Origin of the sequence: Pseudonocardia parietis, assembly GCF_017876315.1 — a bacterium.
Lineage (GTDB): Bacteria > Actinomycetota > Actinomycetes > Mycobacteriales > Pseudonocardiaceae > Pseudonocardia > Pseudonocardia parietis.
In genome coordinates this window covers 94,393-112,361 of the sequence record NZ_JAGINU010000002.1, presented here as the reverse complement: position 1 = coordinate 112,361, position 17,969 = coordinate 94,393, and the positions used below count along the sequence as shown (strand labels likewise).

At 68.1% G+C, this 17,969-nt stretch carries 20 protein-coding genes; 13 read left to right on the top strand and 7 right to left on the bottom strand.

Going from position 1 to position 17,969, the window contains the following annotated elements:
* Positions 1–256 precede the first annotated feature (256 nt).
* The gene (locus JOF36_RS34870) at positions 257–562 is read right to left on the bottom strand and encodes a hypothetical protein (protein WP_210036504.1); all 306 of its coding nucleotides are present in this window, start codon (positions 560–562) and stop codon (positions 257–259) included.
* Positions 563–662: 100 nt separating this feature from the next.
* Complete coding sequence (locus JOF36_RS34865) at positions 663–911, bottom strand: hypothetical protein (RefSeq protein ID WP_210036503.1); 249 nt, start codon at positions 909–911, stop codon at positions 663–665.
* 210 nt (positions 912–1,121) lie between these two features.
* Between JOF36_RS34865 and JOF36_RS34860 the strand changes: the two genes are divergently transcribed.
* From JOF36_RS34860 to JOF36_RS41505, 7 genes are all read left to right on the top strand, one after another.
* Positions 1,122–1,649 (top strand): helix-turn-helix domain-containing protein, encoded by a 528-nt coding sequence (locus JOF36_RS34860; protein ID WP_210036502.1) that lies wholly within the window; start codon positions 1,122–1,124, stop codon positions 1,647–1,649.
* Positions 1,650–1,652: 3 nt separating this feature from the next.
* Positions 1,653–2,057, top strand: coding sequence for a hypothetical protein (locus JOF36_RS34855; protein ID WP_210036501.1), 405 nt, complete (start codon positions 1,653–1,655; stop codon positions 2,055–2,057).
* 102 nt (positions 2,058–2,159) lie between these two features.
* Positions 2,160–2,954, top strand: a complete 795-nt coding sequence (locus tag JOF36_RS34850) for a transposase family protein (RefSeq protein WP_210036492.1) — start codon at positions 2,160–2,162, stop codon at positions 2,952–2,954.
* A 297-nt stretch (positions 2,955–3,251) separates the two neighbouring features.
* Positions 3,252–4,436 (top strand): DUF6545 domain-containing protein, encoded by a 1,185-nt coding sequence (locus JOF36_RS34845; RefSeq protein WP_210036500.1) that lies wholly within the window; start codon positions 3,252–3,254, stop codon positions 4,434–4,436.
* Positions 4,437–5,438: an LLM class flavin-dependent oxidoreductase gene (locus JOF36_RS34840; protein ID WP_210036499.1), complete on the top strand. Its 1,002-nt coding sequence runs from the start codon at positions 4,437–4,439 to the stop codon at positions 5,436–5,438.
* 15 nt (positions 5,439–5,453) lie between these two features.
* A complete protein-coding gene (locus JOF36_RS34835; RefSeq protein WP_210036498.1) occupies positions 5,454–5,891 on the top strand; it encodes a hypothetical protein in 438 nt (145 codons plus the stop codon).
* Positions 5,892–6,164: 273 nt separating this feature from the next.
* A complete protein-coding gene (locus JOF36_RS41505; protein ID WP_210036660.1) occupies positions 6,165–6,413 on the top strand; it encodes a sigma factor-like helix-turn-helix DNA-binding protein in 249 nt (82 codons plus the stop codon).
* A gap of 760 nt (positions 6,414–7,173) precedes the next feature.
* Here the strand turns inward: JOF36_RS41505 and JOF36_RS34825 are convergent.
* On the bottom strand, positions 7,174–8,124 hold the full coding sequence (locus tag JOF36_RS34825) for a ParA family protein (protein ID WP_210036497.1): 951 nt from the start codon (positions 8,122–8,124) through the stop codon (positions 7,174–7,176).
* A 1,511-nt stretch (positions 8,125–9,635) separates the two neighbouring features.
* Between JOF36_RS34825 and JOF36_RS34820 the strand changes: the two genes are divergently transcribed.
* From JOF36_RS34820 to JOF36_RS34810, 3 genes are all read left to right on the top strand, one after another.
* Complete coding sequence (locus tag JOF36_RS34820) at positions 9,636–10,874, top strand: hypothetical protein (protein WP_210036496.1); 1,239 nt, start codon at positions 9,636–9,638, stop codon at positions 10,872–10,874.
* Between the two features lie 74 nt (positions 10,875–10,948).
* Positions 10,949–11,890 (top strand): hypothetical protein, encoded by a 942-nt coding sequence (locus tag JOF36_RS34815; RefSeq protein WP_210036495.1) that lies wholly within the window; start codon positions 10,949–10,951, stop codon positions 11,888–11,890.
* Between the two features lie 486 nt (positions 11,891–12,376).
* Positions 12,377–12,973 carry a histone-like nucleoid-structuring protein Lsr2 gene (locus JOF36_RS34810; protein ID WP_210036494.1) on the top strand — a complete coding sequence of 199 codons (597 nt, stop codon included), beginning with the start codon at positions 12,377–12,379 and terminating at the stop codon, positions 12,971–12,973.
* Here JOF36_RS34810 and JOF36_RS34805 read toward each other — a convergent pair.
* Positions 12,964–13,860 carry an IS3 family transposase gene (locus tag JOF36_RS34805; RefSeq protein WP_112276250.1) on the bottom strand — a complete coding sequence of 299 codons (897 nt, stop codon included), beginning with the start codon at positions 13,858–13,860 and terminating at the stop codon, positions 12,964–12,966. The genes JOF36_RS34810 and JOF36_RS34805 overlap by 10 nt on opposite strands.
* Positions 13,857–14,168, bottom strand: a complete 312-nt coding sequence (locus JOF36_RS34800) for a transposase (RefSeq protein ID WP_210026741.1) — start codon at positions 14,166–14,168, stop codon at positions 13,857–13,859. Before JOF36_RS34800 ends, JOF36_RS34805 begins: the two co-directional genes overlap by 4 nt.
* Before the next feature lie 437 nt (positions 14,169–14,605).
* Here JOF36_RS34800 and JOF36_RS34795 point away from each other — a divergent pair, with 437 nt between their 5' ends.
* Positions 14,606–15,076, top strand: a complete 471-nt coding sequence (locus tag JOF36_RS34795; protein WP_210024894.1) for a helix-turn-helix domain-containing protein — start codon at positions 14,606–14,608, stop codon at positions 15,074–15,076.
* Positions 14,965–15,747, top strand: coding sequence for an IS630 family transposase (locus JOF36_RS34790; protein ID WP_307862753.1), 783 nt, complete (start codon positions 14,965–14,967; stop codon positions 15,745–15,747). Before JOF36_RS34795 ends, JOF36_RS34790 begins: the two co-directional genes overlap by 112 nt.
* Positions 15,748–15,776: 29 nt before the next feature.
* Here JOF36_RS34790 and JOF36_RS34785 read toward each other — a convergent pair whose 3' ends face one another.
* The gene (locus JOF36_RS34785) at positions 15,777–16,034 is read right to left on the bottom strand and encodes a hypothetical protein (protein WP_245350673.1); all 258 of its coding nucleotides are present in this window, start codon (positions 16,032–16,034) and stop codon (positions 15,777–15,779) included.
* 183 nt (positions 16,035–16,217) lie between these two features.
* Here JOF36_RS34785 and JOF36_RS34780 point away from each other — a divergent pair, with 183 nt between their 5' ends.
* Positions 16,218–17,408, top strand: coding sequence for an IS630 family transposase (locus JOF36_RS34780; RefSeq protein WP_307862202.1), 1,191 nt, complete (start codon positions 16,218–16,220; stop codon positions 17,406–17,408).
* Here the strand turns inward: JOF36_RS34780 and bioD are convergent.
* The gene (gene bioD, locus JOF36_RS34775; RefSeq protein ID WP_210036493.1) at positions 17,395–17,943 is read right to left on the bottom strand and encodes an ATP-dependent dethiobiotin synthetase BioD; all 549 of its coding nucleotides are present in this window, start codon (positions 17,941–17,943) and stop codon (positions 17,395–17,397) included. The genes JOF36_RS34780 and bioD overlap by 14 nt on opposite strands.
* Positions 17,944–17,969 lie beyond the last annotated feature (26 nt).

The following is a 17,969-nucleotide window of genomic DNA, read 5'->3' as shown; positions in this document are numbered from 1 at the left end:
CCTCGACGGAAGGAGATGTAGCCGACGCACGGCGCGATGGTGCTGTGCGAACTTCGGGACACGCGCTACTATGAGAGCGCGCAGGCAAGCGTTGCGCCTCCCTTCTGGGAGGGGCTGGGTGTAGGAGCGGTAACTCCGAACCCCGTTACGTTGGGCCCGTTCCTCTTGGCCGGAGGGACGGGCCCTAGCGCATTTCAGGGGTGTGCACTCAGCCCGGATGTTCGATTGTCGTGCCGCCGCTCAGCGGCAACCGAGGTCAAGCGGTCCGTTTGAGGGCCTCCTGGGATGTCTCGTCGACGAGTCGCAGCTGGTCGTCCTCAGTGCTCGTACGCCGGTTGGGGAGCATGTCCGTGAGCGCGGCAGCGGCGGCCTTGATCTCCTCGGGCTTCTCGAACGCCACCAGCAGGGCCGCGAAGAGGTAGTCGTTGCGGGTCAGGCCGAGGTCGCTGCGCTTGGCGTCGACCTTGTCGGTGATCTCCGGCGGCACACGTGTGCCGACCAGCTCTCGCGGTCCCTTGTAGCGTTTCGCAGCCCCGTTCGGCCGGCGCCTCCGCTCGCTCATGCGGTGCATCCTGTCAGCAGTACCTGTTACAAGCCGACGCGACGCGCCGACGTAGTGGGAACTCTTGCCAGGGGTTGTTCGCCTTCTCGCCGATGACGCATCAGTCGGGCAACTGCTCACTCAGCACCTCGAGAGCAGCCCGGACACGTCTCACGCGGGCAGCCGGCTCGAGCAGTGCCTCTGCGGGCGCCAGGTACGAGACCGAACGGGCCGCCAGCAGCAGGTCGAGGGCAGCAGTAAAGAGGTCATCGCGGAGGAAGTCCGGGCCGTCCGCTGCGAACGTCGCGTCAAGGGTCGGCGCTACGTCCCGATCGGCCAGGTAACCCACCGCGTCGAGGGTCTTGTACACCTGCACGTCCTCTCTGTCCTGTCACGGGCGCGGGGGAGCTGCCCTCGGCGTAGGTGGCGCCCCGGGGGGCGCCACCGCCGAAGCAGTGCCTGCACAGTGTCTATCATGGATCGCCACTGCAGCGAAGTTCTAGCATCCAACTGGCTCAGAGATCTTCACTGTGGCACAGTGGCTGCTGCACATGCAGATGCATGCCGAGGGGGAAGTGACATGACCGAAGGCGAGGGAGGCAGCGTGGCTTCGCCGCCAACAACCTTTGCGGCCCGCATCGAACGACTTTTCGATGCCAGCCGGCCGCCGAGCGCACCAACCCGCCAATGGCGCAACAGTGAGGTCGTCGCGGCGTGCCGCGCGAGCGGCCGGGATCTCTCGGAGTCCCTCCTGAGCGAACTCCGACGTGGGATCAAGCGAAACCCGACCACGAAGACCCTCGAGGCCATTGCCTGGTTCTTCAACGTTCGAGTCGGCTATCTGATCGACGACACGGCCGATCCGGCCATCGAACGCGAACTCGCCGAACGGGCTCGCCGGCGCGAAGCCGCCCTCGCTGAGGCGGAGGAAGCCGCGGGGCTAGAGCGCGAAGCGGCGTTGGAGCTGCAACGTGCCATGCGCGAGGCCGGGGTCACGCGGGCGGCCCATCGCGGCGCCCGCGGAAACCCGCGCAAGCGGGCAAAGATGATGCAGGCGTTGGCGAAGGCGCTTCGCGACGAGGACGCTGACGACCAGGGCCCCTCGTAGGCCATGGGCGGCAGGTCCTCAGACGCTTCCTACTCCAGACGGTCTTACGGCGTTGCGCTGATCGGTTGTCGCTCGCTGCTCGATACGCTCCATACGGTCACAGCCGCAGCCGGTGAGGAGCAAGCAATTCAGCGTACGGAGGAAGAACTTCGGGTCCGCTGCGCCGATCTTCTCGACGAGCTTGGTGTTGCACCGCCCTTCAACGCCTGGCAGCTATGCGAGCTGCTCGGCGAGCGGCGCCAGCGCCGCATCAAGATTCAAGCCGCTGACCTCGGTGGAGTGACCGTTATCGGTCATCTTCTGGCCGCGCCTGGGTATGACCGGATCCTGCACGATTCACGCGCACCACGCTCCCAACAGGAGCTAGTGATCTACCACGAGGTCACTGAACCCTTTCCAACCTGGTGACCATGCGGGTTGACGTGTCCGGCGCGGCGGGCCTGGAAAGTAGAAGAGCCCCTGGTAGACGAGTGATTGTCTAGATCATCTCGTTGTCCACCAGGAGCTCCGGTGCTTTCCTACCCGTCCGCGCTGTCGGTGTCCACTCGCGCGCTGATCACCTTGACCAACGCCCTGCAGCGCAGCCGCAACCAGCGCGGTACTCGCTGGCGGCGACTCCCGGTCAGCCGTCACGCGCTGCTCGCCCTGGCGCACCTGCGCAAGGGCGAGACCTACCCCGACCTCGCCGCCGGGTTCGGGATCGGCACCACCACGGCGTTCCGCTACGTCCGCGAGGCGATCGACGTCCTCGCCGCCCAGGCGCCCACCTTGGCCGAGGCGGTCGCGGTCGCGCTGCGCAAGGCGTTCGTGATCCTCGATGGGACCCTGCTGCGGATCGACCGGGTCGCGATGGCCTCGGGCCGGGACCGCTCGTACTACTCGGGGAAATGGAAGTGCCACGGCATGAACGTGCAGGTCATCAGCGACCCGGCCGGGCGTCTGGTCTGGGCGTCGCCGGCGCTTCCCGGTGCGCGGCACGACATGGGTGCTGCCCGCGCGCACGGGATCATCGAGGCCCTCACCGCTGCTGGGGTGCAGGTAGTCGCCGACAGCGGATACCGCGGCGCCGGCCCGGTGTTCCAGCTGCCGCAGCGACGCCGCCCCGCAGACCGGCACACCGGCGAGCGCCGACGGCTCTCACAGGCGCAGCGGGAGGTCAACGCCGCCCACGCGGCGCAACGCGGCCCCGGTGAACGCGCGAACGCGATGTTCAAGAGCTGGAAGATTCTGCGGAAGATCCGGTGCTGCCCGCAGCGGACCACCGCGCTGGTCAACGCGATTCAGACCCTCATCCTCGCTGGCTGACGCCAAGTGGAAAGAGTTCACTCACCTGATCCTCGGTCACCTCGATACCGAGGACTCAACCGCTCTCACCTGCGGGGCGCTGCTGCGCGACGACGAGGACGAGGACGGCGGACCAGCCGAGGTCGATCTCCAGTACTCGGTCGATCACGAGTGGGAGGCCGAGACCGGTGCAACGGAATTCGCACGCCTAGCGGCGCTCCGGCGGCGTCCCGACGAGTACATAGCCCAGACGAGTTGGCACGGCGAACGCGGCGTCGCGGCCACCTTCGGGTTGGTCACTTCACGTTGGAGGTCTCGTTGATCCTCTGGGCCGAGGCTGTCGCCTCCGTCGTTCTCGTCGCGCTCACCGCCTGGCAGTGGCATCAAGTCCGTCGCCATCGTCATGACTCTGCCTTGAAGGCCCTGGCTGTCGGGGTCACCACGCTCGCGTTCATCATGACGATGTCGGTGGCAGACTTCCCGCTCACGGCACCGATCCATGACGTACTTCGTGCGATCTCGTTCACAAATATCGCCTGGACGCTGCTCTTCTACTGCTTCTCCATCTTTTTCCTGCTCGCTCAAGTCGAGAACGAGCGTCATGAGCCCAGGCGTATCCGCCGGCAGGCAGCTGCCGAGTTCGTACTGTATATGGGATTCCTCATCCCAGGGCTTCTCGCTCTTTACACGGCTGATCCGGACTTCTTCGGCCGCGACCGAGACCCGGATAGCTACCTGACTGCCCGCAACATCATCTACTACATCGGCACGGCCTTCTATCCGATCTTGGCGTGGTCGATCGGCGCTACCCGGGCGATCGGCTATCTCCGGATGCTAGCCCACACGTGGGCCCGGTTTGCGGCCATCGGGGTCATCATCGCGATGGGCATCATGGCCTTCGGCGTCAACGGTGTCTCGCTGGTCCGGCAAGGCCTCTACATCGCCTACCCAGGATCCAAATGGCCCGTCATGAGCGACCTCTACAACACCGGCCGCATCGGAGGGCAAATCCTCCTGGTGCTGGCGTTGGTGTCGATCCCATTAGTCTCGCTCACGGCTCGCTTCCGCGAGCGCCGGGAGCTCGACCACAAGAACCGGTATGCCCAGAAGCTCCAGCCCCTGTGGAAAACACTAGTTGCCGAGTTCCCTGACGTTGCGCTGCCGAGCAGACGTTCTGCTGAGTCGTTGGACCCCGAGCTCGGCCGCGTGATGATCGAGGTCTCAGACGGCCTTGCATACCTTGCCGAGTGGGCACTCCCCGCTGAGGACGAATCAACGGCGAGCCACGTGGCAACCGCGCTGGGCGCGAAGCGCGAAGCTGCGGCCACGCCGTGGGCGGCCTCCATCGAGCCCAGTATGGCCGACGAGCCCGAGCTTCCCCAGTGGGAGCCTGACTTCCCCGCTTCGGAGTGGAAGTTGCGCGCACAGTGGATGCTCCAGTTGCAGGACGAGCTCCTGCACAGAGACCTGCTGGCCGAGCAGCCGGTCTCCGGGCTGAAGTAGATGCCGGAGCCGATCGAGCCAGGCCAGCTCGCCATCCACGACACAGCACCCATCGTCGAAGGTTCGACTGCGAGGCAGAGCCTTCGGAACTCTTTAGAGATCGCTCAGCTCGCCGACGAACTTGGCTTCGCGCGCTACTGGGCGGCGGAGCTTCATGGCATGAGAGGTGTTGCAAGCTGCGCGCCGGCGGTCTTAGCCGGAATGGTCGCCAGCACCACCCGTCGAATTCGCGTCGGTGCCGGTGGTGTCCTACTGCCGTACCACTCACCGCTCCTCGTATCCGAACAGTTCGGCACTCTCGAGGCTATTCATCCGGGCCGTATCGACTTGGCTGTCGGCCGTGGCGCCGGCGGACCGCGCGCTGCACAGTTGGCCGTGAGCGCTGACAGAGACGATTCAGCAGAAGGATTCCTCAAGCAGGTAGAGCGACTGCGTTCGCACTTCAGGCATGAGGTCACCGAACATGTACGGTCGGTTCCCGGGTACGACAACGAGCCACAAATGTGGATACTCGGAAGTAGCAATGAAAGCGCGCGGTTAGCGGCAGCCCTCGGGCTCCCGTACGCCTTTGGTGGATTCTATAACCGGGACGGCACCGAAAGCGTTGCGGAGACGTATCGAACGGAGTGGTCGGCAAACGTCGACTGCACCCCCTATCTTGCGGCTTGGGTCGGCGTTATCGCTGCCGAAACCGATGAGGAAGCGGAGTTCCTCGCGGGCTCGTTCCGCATCAAGTCGGTCGCCCGCAAGCTGTGGCACAAAAAGATGAAGTTGCCCGATCCTCATACCGCTGCGGAGCGGCGACCAACCGACAAGAACGAACTGCAGCAGTTCTATCAAGCGACTGATGGCTTCATCATCGGCAGCAGTGCGCGGGTACGCGCCGAGCTCTCTGAATTCAAAGCTCGAACCGGCGCCGACGAACTACTGATCCGGACTCCCGTCTACGATCACGCAAGCAAATTGCGGTCAATCCGACTACTTGCCTCCGACGCAGGCTGATTGGAGCTTTCACGAATGGAATGGACCTTCTCCTCAGAGGCCGGCGTCGGCATCCACCCTGACGCGACCCAACTCCACACGGAGCACGGCATCGACGACCGGTGGTCCATCGCCGGGCCTTACACTGCCGACCGGGTCCTTCTCGCAGCCGAGGAGATTGACGAGCTCACCCGCTACCTGGCACACGCCACGCTGCCCGAGCGAGCTCATGTGGCCGTGACCTGCGGGAAGGACCTCTGCCGACTCATCTCTGCCCTTCGCTCCGGAGTCGGCCGGCTGGACCAGGTTCTCGTGCAGATTCGCCACCGCGCACAGGAATGCGTTGCTCCTCCCGAGGACGCAGAAGACGAGGCAGCGTTGCTTCTGGCAGATCTCGATTCTGCCGCTGAACGGATTCGAGACGCAGTCGCCACGATGGCAAGCGCCCATCGTTCGGCGGCACGCATCCAGTAAGGCGAAAGTCGGTAGCCCAGATCCAGCCGCAGCTGGCTCGCACACCGGCTGCCCCGTGGACCCGTAGCGGGGCTCTACGAGACTTGTACTTCAGCTTCCTCCCAACCCTCGGTCTATCCGCCAGCGAGGCTCGGGGCCCCGCTCGGTACCCGCTCCAGGCAACGTTCGGCTGTCGATCTCGGAGTGTGCTGCATCGGTGACCTGCGGTCACCGGCGCCGGGGCCTCGAACAGGCCCTGGCGTGACGCGCGCCGTCGGGCGCAGGTGATACCAGATCGCCAGTCCGTGGCGACGCACCTTCGAGCTGGTCAAGGTCAACGGACTGTCCTACGCGGAAGCCGCCGAGGTCCTCGGCGTCCCCATCGGGACCGTCCGCAGCCGAATCAACCGGGCCAACGCCGCCCGGGCCCAGCATGGACCGGGCCCGCTCCGGGGGCCGGGAGCCGGGCGCTCACGACCGCGGAGCCGAGTCGACGCGCTGACCGCGGCCCAGCCTCGCCCAGGGTCGGGACAATCTCGATGAGGCCTGGCATTGACCAGGGGCGAGACTGGGTTGCGTGGGCACCGGCCCACGAATTAGCGCAGCTGACCGGTGCGCTCTTGGACGGCGACTCGCAGGGCCGCTGTAGCTACATCGGTGCGAGTGACTCGCGTGCTCCGGCTGGCTGCCACATCTCTGCTTGCGATCTCTTCTGCGAGTTCGTCGAGCTCAGCGCGTTCGGAGCTCAGCAGCTGTAATCCGACCGGCACCCGATCCTGTGCGAGCCGTCGACCGCGAGGGCTGCGGTCCGCCGGGTCCGGCAAAGCCGCTTCGACCGTCGCGATCACGTCACGACGATGATCCTCGACTGACCACATGACCAGCTGGCCGTACGAAGGGCGCTCGGTTCCGGAGAGCAGGTGGTCGTTGACGGCGTGATACACCTCCGCCGGGAGTCGTACAGCTGTAGCGATTCGCCCACCCGGCGCTCGTGGCTGCCGGCTCGGTCCGCTGCGCGCCGGACCGGCCGACGAACGCGCTCGTGACGTCGACTGCGAGACCACCGAATCCGCGGGCGACGAGGTCGCGCGCGGCGCCGACCGCTTCGCGGGCGCCGTCGGCGTGGGTGCTTGGTGACGGCTGCCCTGTACCATCTGCTCGTCCCTGTCGGGGTTCGAGCTCGACGAGTGACTCGCCTCGTCGTCGCGGGTCTCCTCCGCCCCCTGCTGAGGCGGAGCGAGCACGTCATCTAGGTCGTCGAGACGGGTCGGGTCGAAAGCTCGGCCCCGACGCCGACCGGCGTTCATGCCGGACTCCCGGACCGCTCGACTGCCGCGATTCGACTCAAGACCTCTCGTGTCAACTCCTGGTAGTCGGTCGCAAGAGCGCTGGGATCCCGCGACCAGAGGCGCGTTCCCTCCGTATCGCCGGTATCGAGTCGGCGGTGCTTGCCGCCGCTGAGCCAGGCCAGGCGGTCCCGGTTCTGCGCCCCGATGACCTCGACGAGCTCTGCGGGCGTTACGTGAGCGTTCCGCAGGTCCATCGCACTCGCGCGGTCGCTACGGATCATCGTCCCGAAGGCAGCGGCGCCGGAGCCCTCGAGCAGGGCATCGACGTCGGCAAGGACCTCGCGGTTACGAGCCGTAGCGCGAGGGTTCGAGTCGAAGAGCACCACCCCCAGAAGCGTAACCAGCGCGCCCTGCTGGCGGGCGCGCAAGTAGCGGCCGGCTAGGAGCTCGACACCCGACAGCGAAGCGTCGTCGTCCCTGGTCGGGACGATCATGTAACGAACCGTGCCGAGGAGGGCATCTAGCAGAGGGGCATCGCCAGGGCCAGAGTCGATGAGCACCAGCGTGTATCCGCCTTGGGAACACACCTCCCCAAGCGCCCGTCGCAGGTTCGCCAGGACGTCCGTCCCGGTCTGTGATGCGGTGGCGGTGATTGCGCCGACCTGGGCCAGGTATGGCCCACCGGCGACCAAATCGAGTCCAGGTCGGACGTCAGTGATTACCTGTGGTGCGTCCCCGTACTGCAGGGCTGTGACCAGGCTGCGCCCGCGATCGCCCTCGACTCCGAGGTCACTACTCGTGGCGTTGCCCTGAGGGTCGGCATCAACGACCAGCACGCGGCGCTCGGGACGGGCAGCGAGTCCCGCCACTGCGGTCACGACGGACGTCTTCCCGACCCCGCCTTTCTGGTTGGCCACGAGCACTGTCCGTTGCAGCGCCTGCGTCACGTCCTGCGGGGTGGTCATCGTGGTTCCTACCTGTACCTGCGGCATACCCCTCGCCTGGCTCTCCGAATAGGGCACTTCCGGACCTCATGCACGGCCTCGTGCTGCGGCAACATGAGTATCCAGTGCCGACTCCTCGCTTGAGGCTAACGACACACCTCCGGCTGCCGTTACGGCATGGTGCACGACTGAGTGCTAGTACCGAGCCGTGGCTGATGTCGCTGGTTTATCAGATGCTATAGACGAGTCAGGACCCGTATCTACGGATGATGACAGACATCAGTGTTCGGAGGCGTCTTGACAGCCAGTCGAAACCACCGGTGGATTTCACGATGACAGCGTGTACACAGGTCCGTATGGAAGTGCGTAAGAGGTTCTGACCAGGGGTAACGTTTCCCTGAGGTCAAGCCTGCACTCTCGTACTCGGTGCCGCTGAAGGCTGGGTTGAGATAGTGCGGCCATCCCTTCGTCGCCCCTGTGTCGGCCGGAGCGGGGTCCGGACGCTCCGATGGGTTGACGTCGAAGCGCCCGGCCATCGGGGTTCACCGCTAACAGGGCCCATTGGCTAGCGACGCGTCCTGACCGGCCCGCTCCAGCCCCGCTACGTCGATCCACACCCGGTCGCTCGCTGAGCGCCAGACGCCAGGCCCGGTGGGGGCGGGGGCACACCGACGCAGATCGGGAATCCGCATCGTCAACTGACCGCCGCTGCGGCCACACTTCTCGGCGGGCACCACAGATCCCCTGCACGTCACACCCACGAGAGCCGCACACGAATCGTCGTACGGACCCCTATATGAACCCTTGTATGTGCCTTCGTCCGGGAGCTTCGCAACCCTTCTTGGGTCGGTCTACGGCGGACGACGATGCTGCGGCCCCCGGACCAGCCGGGGGGAGGCCGTGGCCCGGCCGAGGTTCCCGGACCGAGTCGCCCCCCACCGTTCCGATCGTGGGTGTCACCGGGTCTCGTCGGGACCGTTTGGTGCGCGGACGACGTCATCTGAGGCCCTGCTCCGCGGGTGGGGGGGGGGGGCATCCAGCGGGTCTGTGTCACCGGGCGATGACCACGACCGAACGGACGCACACGGTGAGTGGCAGGACCGGCGGGCGCCGCGTTCGCGCCGGGTGCGGCCGGCGGCGCGAGGGGTTGCCGGACGGTCATGGGTCGCGCCGACGCACGCGCCTGGCCCAACGCCCGGGTCGGGGCACACCGCGCTGGGTGGGGTCTGGTTCCGGCTCGGCATCGAATCACCGCGTGGCCGGGCGGTGCGGGTGTCCGGTCCGTTGACGGGGAGCCGGTGCGTGCCGAAGTCGCTCGCTCCGGTGGTGAATGCCCAGCTCAGTGGCGGTGTCCGGATGCTCGGGCCGCGGGGTGGTGTGCTTCGGGAAATCCGGCGCGGGGTCGTCGCGAGGGCCGCTGAAGCCGCCGCATGGTCACTTCCGCCGGGCAGGCTGGGACACGTGATAATCTCCGGTTAGCTGACCAGTCGCCGAGCACCCGCCCGCACCCCACCCCGACGAAAGGCGCCGAAATGAGCTCTGGCACCGCCGCTGAGGATGGCGGGGAGCCGGTCCGGGGGTCCGCGGTCCCCGACGGGGTCCGCGATCCGGCGGGGGAGCGGCGTGCTGCGGCGCAGCGGGCGGCCTCGTTGGAAGCCCTGGCCGCCCGGGCAGACGCCCACGCCACTCGGGCCCGCGCACCACGCACGCACCGCGCCTACGCCGCCGACTGGGCGCACTTCACCGGGTGGTGCACGACCGCCGCGCTCGAAGCCTTGCCGGCCGAGGTGAACACGGTGCGGCTCTACCTCGCCGACCTGGAGGCCACCCGCACCGCGGACGGGGCGGCGGTGTTCTCCCCGGCGACGATGGCGCGGCGCCTGGCCGCGATCGCCGCCGTGCACCGCGACGCCGGCCACCGGTCCCCGACCCGGGATCCGGCCGTCGGTGCGGTGCTCACTGGGATCAAGCGGGCCCGCGCGCACTCGACGCACCAGATGCGCCCGCTGCTCCTCGACGACCTCCGCACCCTGCTGTCGGGAATGGAGTTCGGCACGTGGCCGGGCGGGCTCACCGCCGCCCGCGATGCGGTCGTGCTGTTGACAGGGTTCGCCGGGGCGCTGCGCCGCAGCGAACTCGCCGCCCTGACCCTCGGCGACCTGCACTTCCACCCGAGCGACGGGCTGCACGTGCGGATCCGGTCATCCAAGACCGACCAGGACGCCCACGGCGCCACCGTCGTGCTCCCGTACGGGGCGTACCCGGGGACCTGCCCGCCGTGCGCGGTGCTGCGCTGGCTGCGGCTCCTCGAGGCCGCACCCCGGGGCCGGGCCACGCTGATGCGTGCCATCTTGACGACGCCGCCCTGGCCCGAGCAGGAGCACCTCTACCCGCACCCCGACCCGGCCGCCGGGCCCGACGACGCCCCCACCGGCGCGGGGTGCGCACCCGGTCCGGCACCGGCGCCGACACTCCCAACGGAGGCACCGCTGCTGCGCGCGGTCCGCCGCGGCGGCACCCTGACCGACACCGCGATCACCGGCGATGCCCTGCACGCGATGGTCCGCCGCCGCGCCCACACCGCGGGGCTGCCCGGCCCGGTGGGGTTCCACTCGCTGCGGGCCGGGTTCGTCACCACCGCGCGGCGGGCCGGGGCCGATCACCGCGCCGTGCGCCGCCAGACCCGCCACAGCAGTGACGCCATGGTCGAGACCTACGACCGCGACCACGCCCCGCTGCTCGGTAACGCCGTCACCCAGCTCGGGTTATGACCAACCCGAGCACTCCCGCTGCGACCGGACCCGCGTCAGCGACATCCGCGGATCCGGCGGCGCCGCTGCGGGATGTGGTCGGGCCGAGCTATGTGGGGGAGTGGGCGCTGTTCTGCGACTACACCACCGCCACCGGCCAGCCGACGCTGCCGACCACCGTCGCCGCCCTGACCGGGTTCTTCACCGCGCTACCGGCGCGGCCGGCCACCCTGGCGCGGCGGGTGCGGGCGATCGCCGCCGCCCACCGCCGCGGCGGCTACCTGCTGTCCCGCCCGGACCACGGTCCCGCCGCACCCCCGCCTTCGCGGCCGGCCCAGCAGCGCTGGACCGCGGCGGGCCCGCTGCTCGCCGCCTGCCCCACCCGCGGCTGGCCCCACGGCCTGCACGGCCGCCGCGACGCCTTCCTCATCGTGGCCACCATCGGCCTCGACCTCCCCCACCGCGACGCCCGAGCCCTGCTCCCGGACGCGGTCACCCTCGTCAGCACCGGCGGCGAGCACCCCGACGATCAGGTCTCGGTCGCCGACCACGACGTGCCCACAGATCCGGACCCGCGCGCGTGCCCGGCCTGCGCGGTGGTGCGCTGGCTCGACACCCTGGGCGTCCTCGACGGCCTGGGCCGCGGCTCGGCCCGTATGGACCTCACCGCAGCCCACGCCCCCACCCGCGACAGCGCCCACCAGCACCACCCGCGCACCCCACAGCGCTGGCACGGCGCCGCGATCCTGCTGCCCGCCATCGACCAGCACGGCTGGCACGACGACTACCGCCCCATCACCACCCGCACCATTCGCACCCGACTCGCCCTCGCCGGCCACCGGGCCACCAGCAGCGTCACTGCGCCGGGCACCCCTTCCCGCGGGGACCGGGAAACCGACGCCTCGCCCACCCCCGAGACGACCGCACCCCAGGCGCCGCAGAGCCTGGACGAGGTCCTCACCCTCCTCGACGGGGTCGCGGACGACGCCGATGCGCTCAACGCTCGGATCACCGCCCTCATCGAGGGACACATCTGAGCTCGCCTGCCACTCGAGCGACGCTCACCGGACGGTGAGCGGGAGGTGCCACACCAGCATCGACAGTACCTCCAGCCCCACCGGCCCCACGCACGTCGCGGATCCTGGGGGGACGCCGTGGGGCGCCCGGCGAATGATGGTGTCCGCGTGTCGTGGCGGGGTAGCGGCGCGGCACACACCGACACCGCCACCCTTGCGAGCCGCGCAGCTCAGCTGGTCGAAGTCGTCGTCTCCGGCTCGGACCCTGACCAACCGGACCATTTTCGCAGCTGCCAGCACGCGTAAACGAACGAGCCGGCCGATCGTTTCACCGAGCGCCCCGCGGGGTGCAACAGCCGTCGATGCGTCGCGTCCCGAAACGTCAGAGGCCACGACTGGTGGATCCAGCCAGCCGGTATCGTCGGCAAGTCGCACTCGCCGACGTGTCACATTCAGCACCGTCCTGCGACACCGAGGCACGAATGACTCAGGAATGGGGGCTCCCGCATGACGCGCGTCACGCAGGTGAAGCTCATAGATGATCTCGATGGTTCGCCGGCTGCGGAGACCGTGCGGTTCTCGCTGGACCGGAAAGCCTACGAGATCGACCTCAGTGCACATCACGCAGCCGCACTACGGGAAGCGATCGCTGCCTTCGGTGATGTGGCCCGGCCGCAGCCAGGGCCACGCCGTACCCCGGCAATCACAAGCTCTGCAGCCGCCAGTGCCCGCCGCTCCCAGAATCAAGCAATCCGCACGTGGGCGCGTGCCCACGGGTACGCGGTGCCCCACCGGGGCCGGATCCCCGCACGCATCAGCGCCGCCTTCCACGCCGACAATCCCGATGCGCTGCCCGCCCGCGAGGCAGAACCACCAGCAGCCACCGCGAACCCTGCCACAGCCGGACAGGCTGACCAGCGCCAGAGCGTGGCGCGCCAGCCGGAAACCGACGACGGTGCGGCGACACCGGCCGCGGTCGGGGCCGGAGCTGACACATCCGTGCCGGCCGTCGGCCGGGATGGGCTGACCAAAACCGAACGTGAACAGATCCGTTCCTGGGCCCATGAGGTTCCCCCGGTTTCCCGGAGTCCGGGTCATCTGTGATCGTCGCGCTGGGATCGATGGTAGGCGTCCTCGTACTCGTCGGGTGAGAGCCCGCCGAGCCCGGCCTGGATCCGGCGGGGGTTGTACCAGCCGTCGATGTAGCGCAGCAGGGCGTGCTCGGCCTCGGCACGAGTGGCGAAGGTGGTGCCCGGCCAGTACACGAGCTCGATCTTGAGCGTGGACCACAGGTTCTCAGCCAAAGCGTTGTCGTAACTGTCGCCTGTGGACCCTGTCGAGGGCGCGACACCCGCGTCGACCAGGCGCTGGGTGAATCGCAGCGCCGTGTACTGGGCGCCCTTGTCGCTGTGGAAGATCAACTCTCCGGAGCGCACCTGACGCGAGCGCAGCGCATGATCCAGGGCGGTGAGCACCAACGCAGTGGTCGCCCGCTCACCGGTGGCCCAACCGACGACCCGGTTGGCGAACGCATCCCGCACGCTGGCCAGCCACAGCACACCCTCCCCGGTGACCAGCCGCGTCAGATCCGCCACCCAAAGCCGGTTCGGCGCGTCGGCCCGGAAGTTGCGTTCGACCCGATCCGGGGCGGCGGTGTGGTTCGGATCCTGCCGGGTCGAGCCGTGCTTCCAACCCCGACGCAGATGCGCGCCCTGCAGGCCGTGGGCGCGCATGATCCGCTCGATGCGCTTGCGCCCGACCCGCACGCCCTGGCGGCGCAGCTCCAGCCACACCCGCGGCGAGCCATAGGTCGCGGCGTACTCGTTCACGCTGCGCACTTTGACGATCTGCTCGAGCAGTGCGGCATCGTCGAGCTCACGGCGCGAGGGATACTCGCGGCGGGTCCGCCAGTCGTAGTAGGTCGAGGCGGGGATGCCCAGGACCCGCAGTACGAGACCGGCCGGGAAGCCATGGGCGTCGATGAAGCTCATGACCACCTCCGGGTCGGGCCGATCTCGCTGGCGAAATACGCACTCGCCGCGCGCAGGACCTCGTTGACCCGCCGCAGCTCGGCGTTCTCGGCGGCCAACCTGCGGTTCTCCTCGACCATGTCAGTGCTTGGGCGGTCATGCCGTTCGCCGGCATCGGCCTCGGCCTGACGGACCCAGTTCCGCAGGGCCTCGGGGTGCACGTTGAGTTGCTCGGCCAGCCGCTTGAACGACGGCCGCGGCTCGGACTGTCGATACAGCCGGACCGCCCGTTCCCGCAGCTCATCGGGGTACTTCCTCGGTGCTGCCAACAGAGCCTTCCTTCCCAGTCCCTAACCATGGGACCAGTCTTCGAAGACTCCGGCGAAGCGGGGGAAGCTCATCTCGCGATCACTCATGGTGACTGTCGCTGCCGGGTGAAACTGACCCGGTCTGACCAACCGCTCGGGTCCAGGACGTGGGTAAGCGGGTCAGTGACCGAGGGGCGTGGTCAGGGATTGCGTGCCGAGGGGGGCTCGCCGCTGATGGCGCGCCAGGCCGCGTCGGAATCAACGGTGTCGGCGAGGTCGTGGTTGGTGAGTACGGCGAGCGCGTCGATGGCTGTCAGCCAGTCGCGGCTACGCCGGTGCACCTCGTCGCTGGGGTCGTATCGGTTCAGGACGACTAGTAGCGTGTCGCCGCTAAAACTATCGCTATCTGGTGTATGAGCCTCTCATCATGTTGCTCGTGTTGAGAGGATGCCCAGACGATGGCTCGTCCGAAGGTGTTCACGATCGGCCTGTCGGCTGCTGATCGCGAGTTCCTGTCCAAGCTGACCGTGACCGGCACGCATCCGGCGCGGATGATCATCCGTGCTCGGGTACTGCTGGAGCTGGACGAGAACGTCGGCCCGGTGGACGCTCGGTCGATGGTCGCGGATCGGGTCGGGGTCTCCCAAAACACGGTCCGGTCGATCGCGAAACGGTTCGACGAGACCGACGGCGACGTGCTGGCCACGATCGGCCGCAAGCCGCGTGAGACACCGCCGGTAGCGCCGATCGTGACCGGCGAGGTCGAGGCCCGGTTGATCGCACTGGCCTGCTCGAGCCCACCGCAGGGCTATACACGCTGGTCGCTGCGCTTGCTCGAGCGTCAGGTCGCCCTGGTCGCCGACCTGCCCGATCTGGATCACTCCACCATCGGCCGAGTGTTAAAAAAACGAAACTGCGTCCTCATCTGAAGAAGTGCTGGACGATCCCACCGCACGCCAGCGCCGAGTTCGCCGCTCGGATGGAAGACGTCCTGGCTGTCTACGCCCGCCCCTATGACCCCCGCCGACCGGTGGTGTGCATGGACGAGAAGCCCTACCAGCTGCTAGGGCAGGTCCGCGAGCCGATCCCCGCCGAGCCCGGTCACGACCGCAAAGAGGACAGCGAGTACGTCCGCAACGGCACCTGCTCGATCTTCGTCTGGGCCGAACCCCTACGCGGCTGGCGCCGCGTCGACGCTCAACCACGCCGAACCAAGATCGACTGGGCCCGTCAGGTGCAGCACCTGCTCACCCACGACTACCCCGACGCCGACACCGTCGTGCTGGTCATGGACAACCTCAACACCCACGGAGTCGGCTCTCTCTACGAAGCGTTCGAACCCTCCACGGCCTTTGCCTTGGCACAACGACTGGAGATCCACCACACGCCCCGCCACGGCTCCTGGCTCAACATCGCCGAGATCGAACTTTCAGCTCTCACCCGCCAGTGCCTCGACCGGCGCATCACCGACATCGACACCCTCAACACCGAACTCGCCGCCTGGCAAGACGCCACCAACACCGACCACCGTCAGGTCAACTGGCAATTCACCACCACCGACGCCCGCATCAAGCTCCGCCACCTCTACCCCAACAATTAGATGCGACGGTCTACTAGTGGTTCCGGTCGTTAGTTCGTCGGGGGTCTGAGGTCGTGCCAGGCGGTGGGGTCGTTGAGGTAGAGGCCGCAGGCGAGGTCGAGTGCGTCCTGGCAGGTCCCGAACGGGAGCCCGTCGGGGAAAATCGACTCGGCGTAGTCGTCGTGGCTGGCCCGGTAGATCGCGACCTGCCAGTCATGGGCCGATCCGACGTAGCGCAGCCGACACAGCGGCAGGATCTCGGTCTCGGTGCTGGCCCCGATGTAGGTGAACACGCCGTGGTGACGCATGTGCAGTTCGGTGATCTGGGGCCAACGCTCACGGGCCCGAGCGCGTAACCGTTGCCGCACGGAGGTCTTGGTCGACTCGGGGAAACGGGGCGCCACTTGCCCATCGTGACAGCCCTGGTCGGCGTTGCCCGGCCCTCGCGATCGACCGTCGGCCGCTGTTACGGGTGATCACGGCGTGTCGCGGTGGCCGAAATCGTGGTCGGGGTCGACAACCCGGGTGTGCCGGTCACCAGCCCGTTCATCATCGTGCTCACCGCGGCGGAGGAGGCGGTGTTGACCGCGCGGGCGCGCAGCGGGCGCACCGAGCACCGCGACCGGCTGCGGGCCCGGATCGTGCTCGCTGCCGCGGCCGGTGCGACCAACGCCGCGATCGCCGTCGAACTCAGAGTGTGTGTCGACACCGCGCGCAGGTGGCGACGACAGTTCGCCACCGAGCGCCTCGACGGTCTCGCCGATCGGCCCCGCACCGGGCGACCGCGCCGGTTCACCGCCGTGCAGAGCGCGGCGATCACCGCGCTGGCCTGCACCCTGCCCGCGGAGACCGGGATACCGCTCTCGCGCTGGAGCAGCACCGAACTGGCCACCGAAGCGGTCACCCGCGGTATCGCCGAGACGATCTCGGCGTCCACAGTGCGTCGGGCGCTGACCCGTGCGGTGATCAAACCCTGGCAGCACCGCTCCTGGATCTTCCCCCGCGACCCGAACTTCGAGACCAAGGCCGCCCGGGTCCTGGACCTCTACGCCCGCACCTGGAACGGTGCACCGCTGGGCCCGGACGACTACGTGATCAGCGCCGATGAGAAGTCCCAGCTCCAAGCCCTGCGTCGCCGCCACCCCGGCCGGCCCGCCGGGCCGGGCCGGACCCGCCAGGTCGAGTTCGAATACCGCCGCGGCGGGACCCTGGCCTACTTCGCCGCCTACGACATCCACCACGCCCGAGTCATGGGCACCATCGCCCCGAAGACCGGGATCGAACCGTTCACCGACCTGGTCACACACGTCATGAGCTGCGAGCCCTACGCCTCGGCACGGCGGGTGTTCTGGGTCGTGGACAACGGCTCCAGCCACGCCGGACAGGCCTCGATCGACCGCATGAACACAACCTGGCCGAGCGCGACACTGGTCCACCTACCGATCCACGCCTCCTGGCTCAACCAGGTCGAAATCTACTTCTCGATCCTGCAACGCAAAGCTATCAGCCCGGTCGACTTCGCCGACCTCGACGCCCTCGCCGAGCGCATCCTGGCCTTCCAAGACCGCTACAACCGCGCCGCGACACCCTTCGACTGGACCTTCACCCGCCGCGATCTCCGCGCCCTACTCGACCGGATCGGCCCGCCAGAGCAGCCCAGCACCCTCACTACCGCCGCATGACCCCCGACGAACTAACGAACTCGGCCACTAGCACCTCGTGTCCGGTGAGGGCTCGCGCGGCGAGGCGCACCTGGGACACAACTCCTAGGACAGGCTCGGTGACCAGTAGCACGAGGTCCGGTCTCACCCGCTGCGCCAGTGAGAGGGTGTCGCCGTCATGGGCGATTGGTGAGCACAGCCCGCCTGCGCCCTCGACGAAGCCGATGGCGACGTCTGAGGGCCAGTCGAGTTCGGCGACGAGGTCGTCGAGCAGGATCGGAGCCAGTTGTAGGGTGTCGGCGGCCATCGGTGGCGCGAGGGGTACCGGGTACCACCGGTGTGGCGGGCACACCGTGTCGGCGGGCGTGTCAGTTGCCTCGCCGAGCACGGCGGCGTCGGTCGCGGTATCACCGGGTGTGAACGACTGCGCCGGTTTGCGGGCCGCGACCTCGATGCCAAATGCTCGCAATCGTCGCGACAAGGCGGCGGTCACCCAGGTCTTGCCGACCTCGGTGCCGGTGCCGGTGACCAGGATGAGTCGGCTAGGTCGGGTCATGGAGCGCCCACCGGGTCAACCAGCCG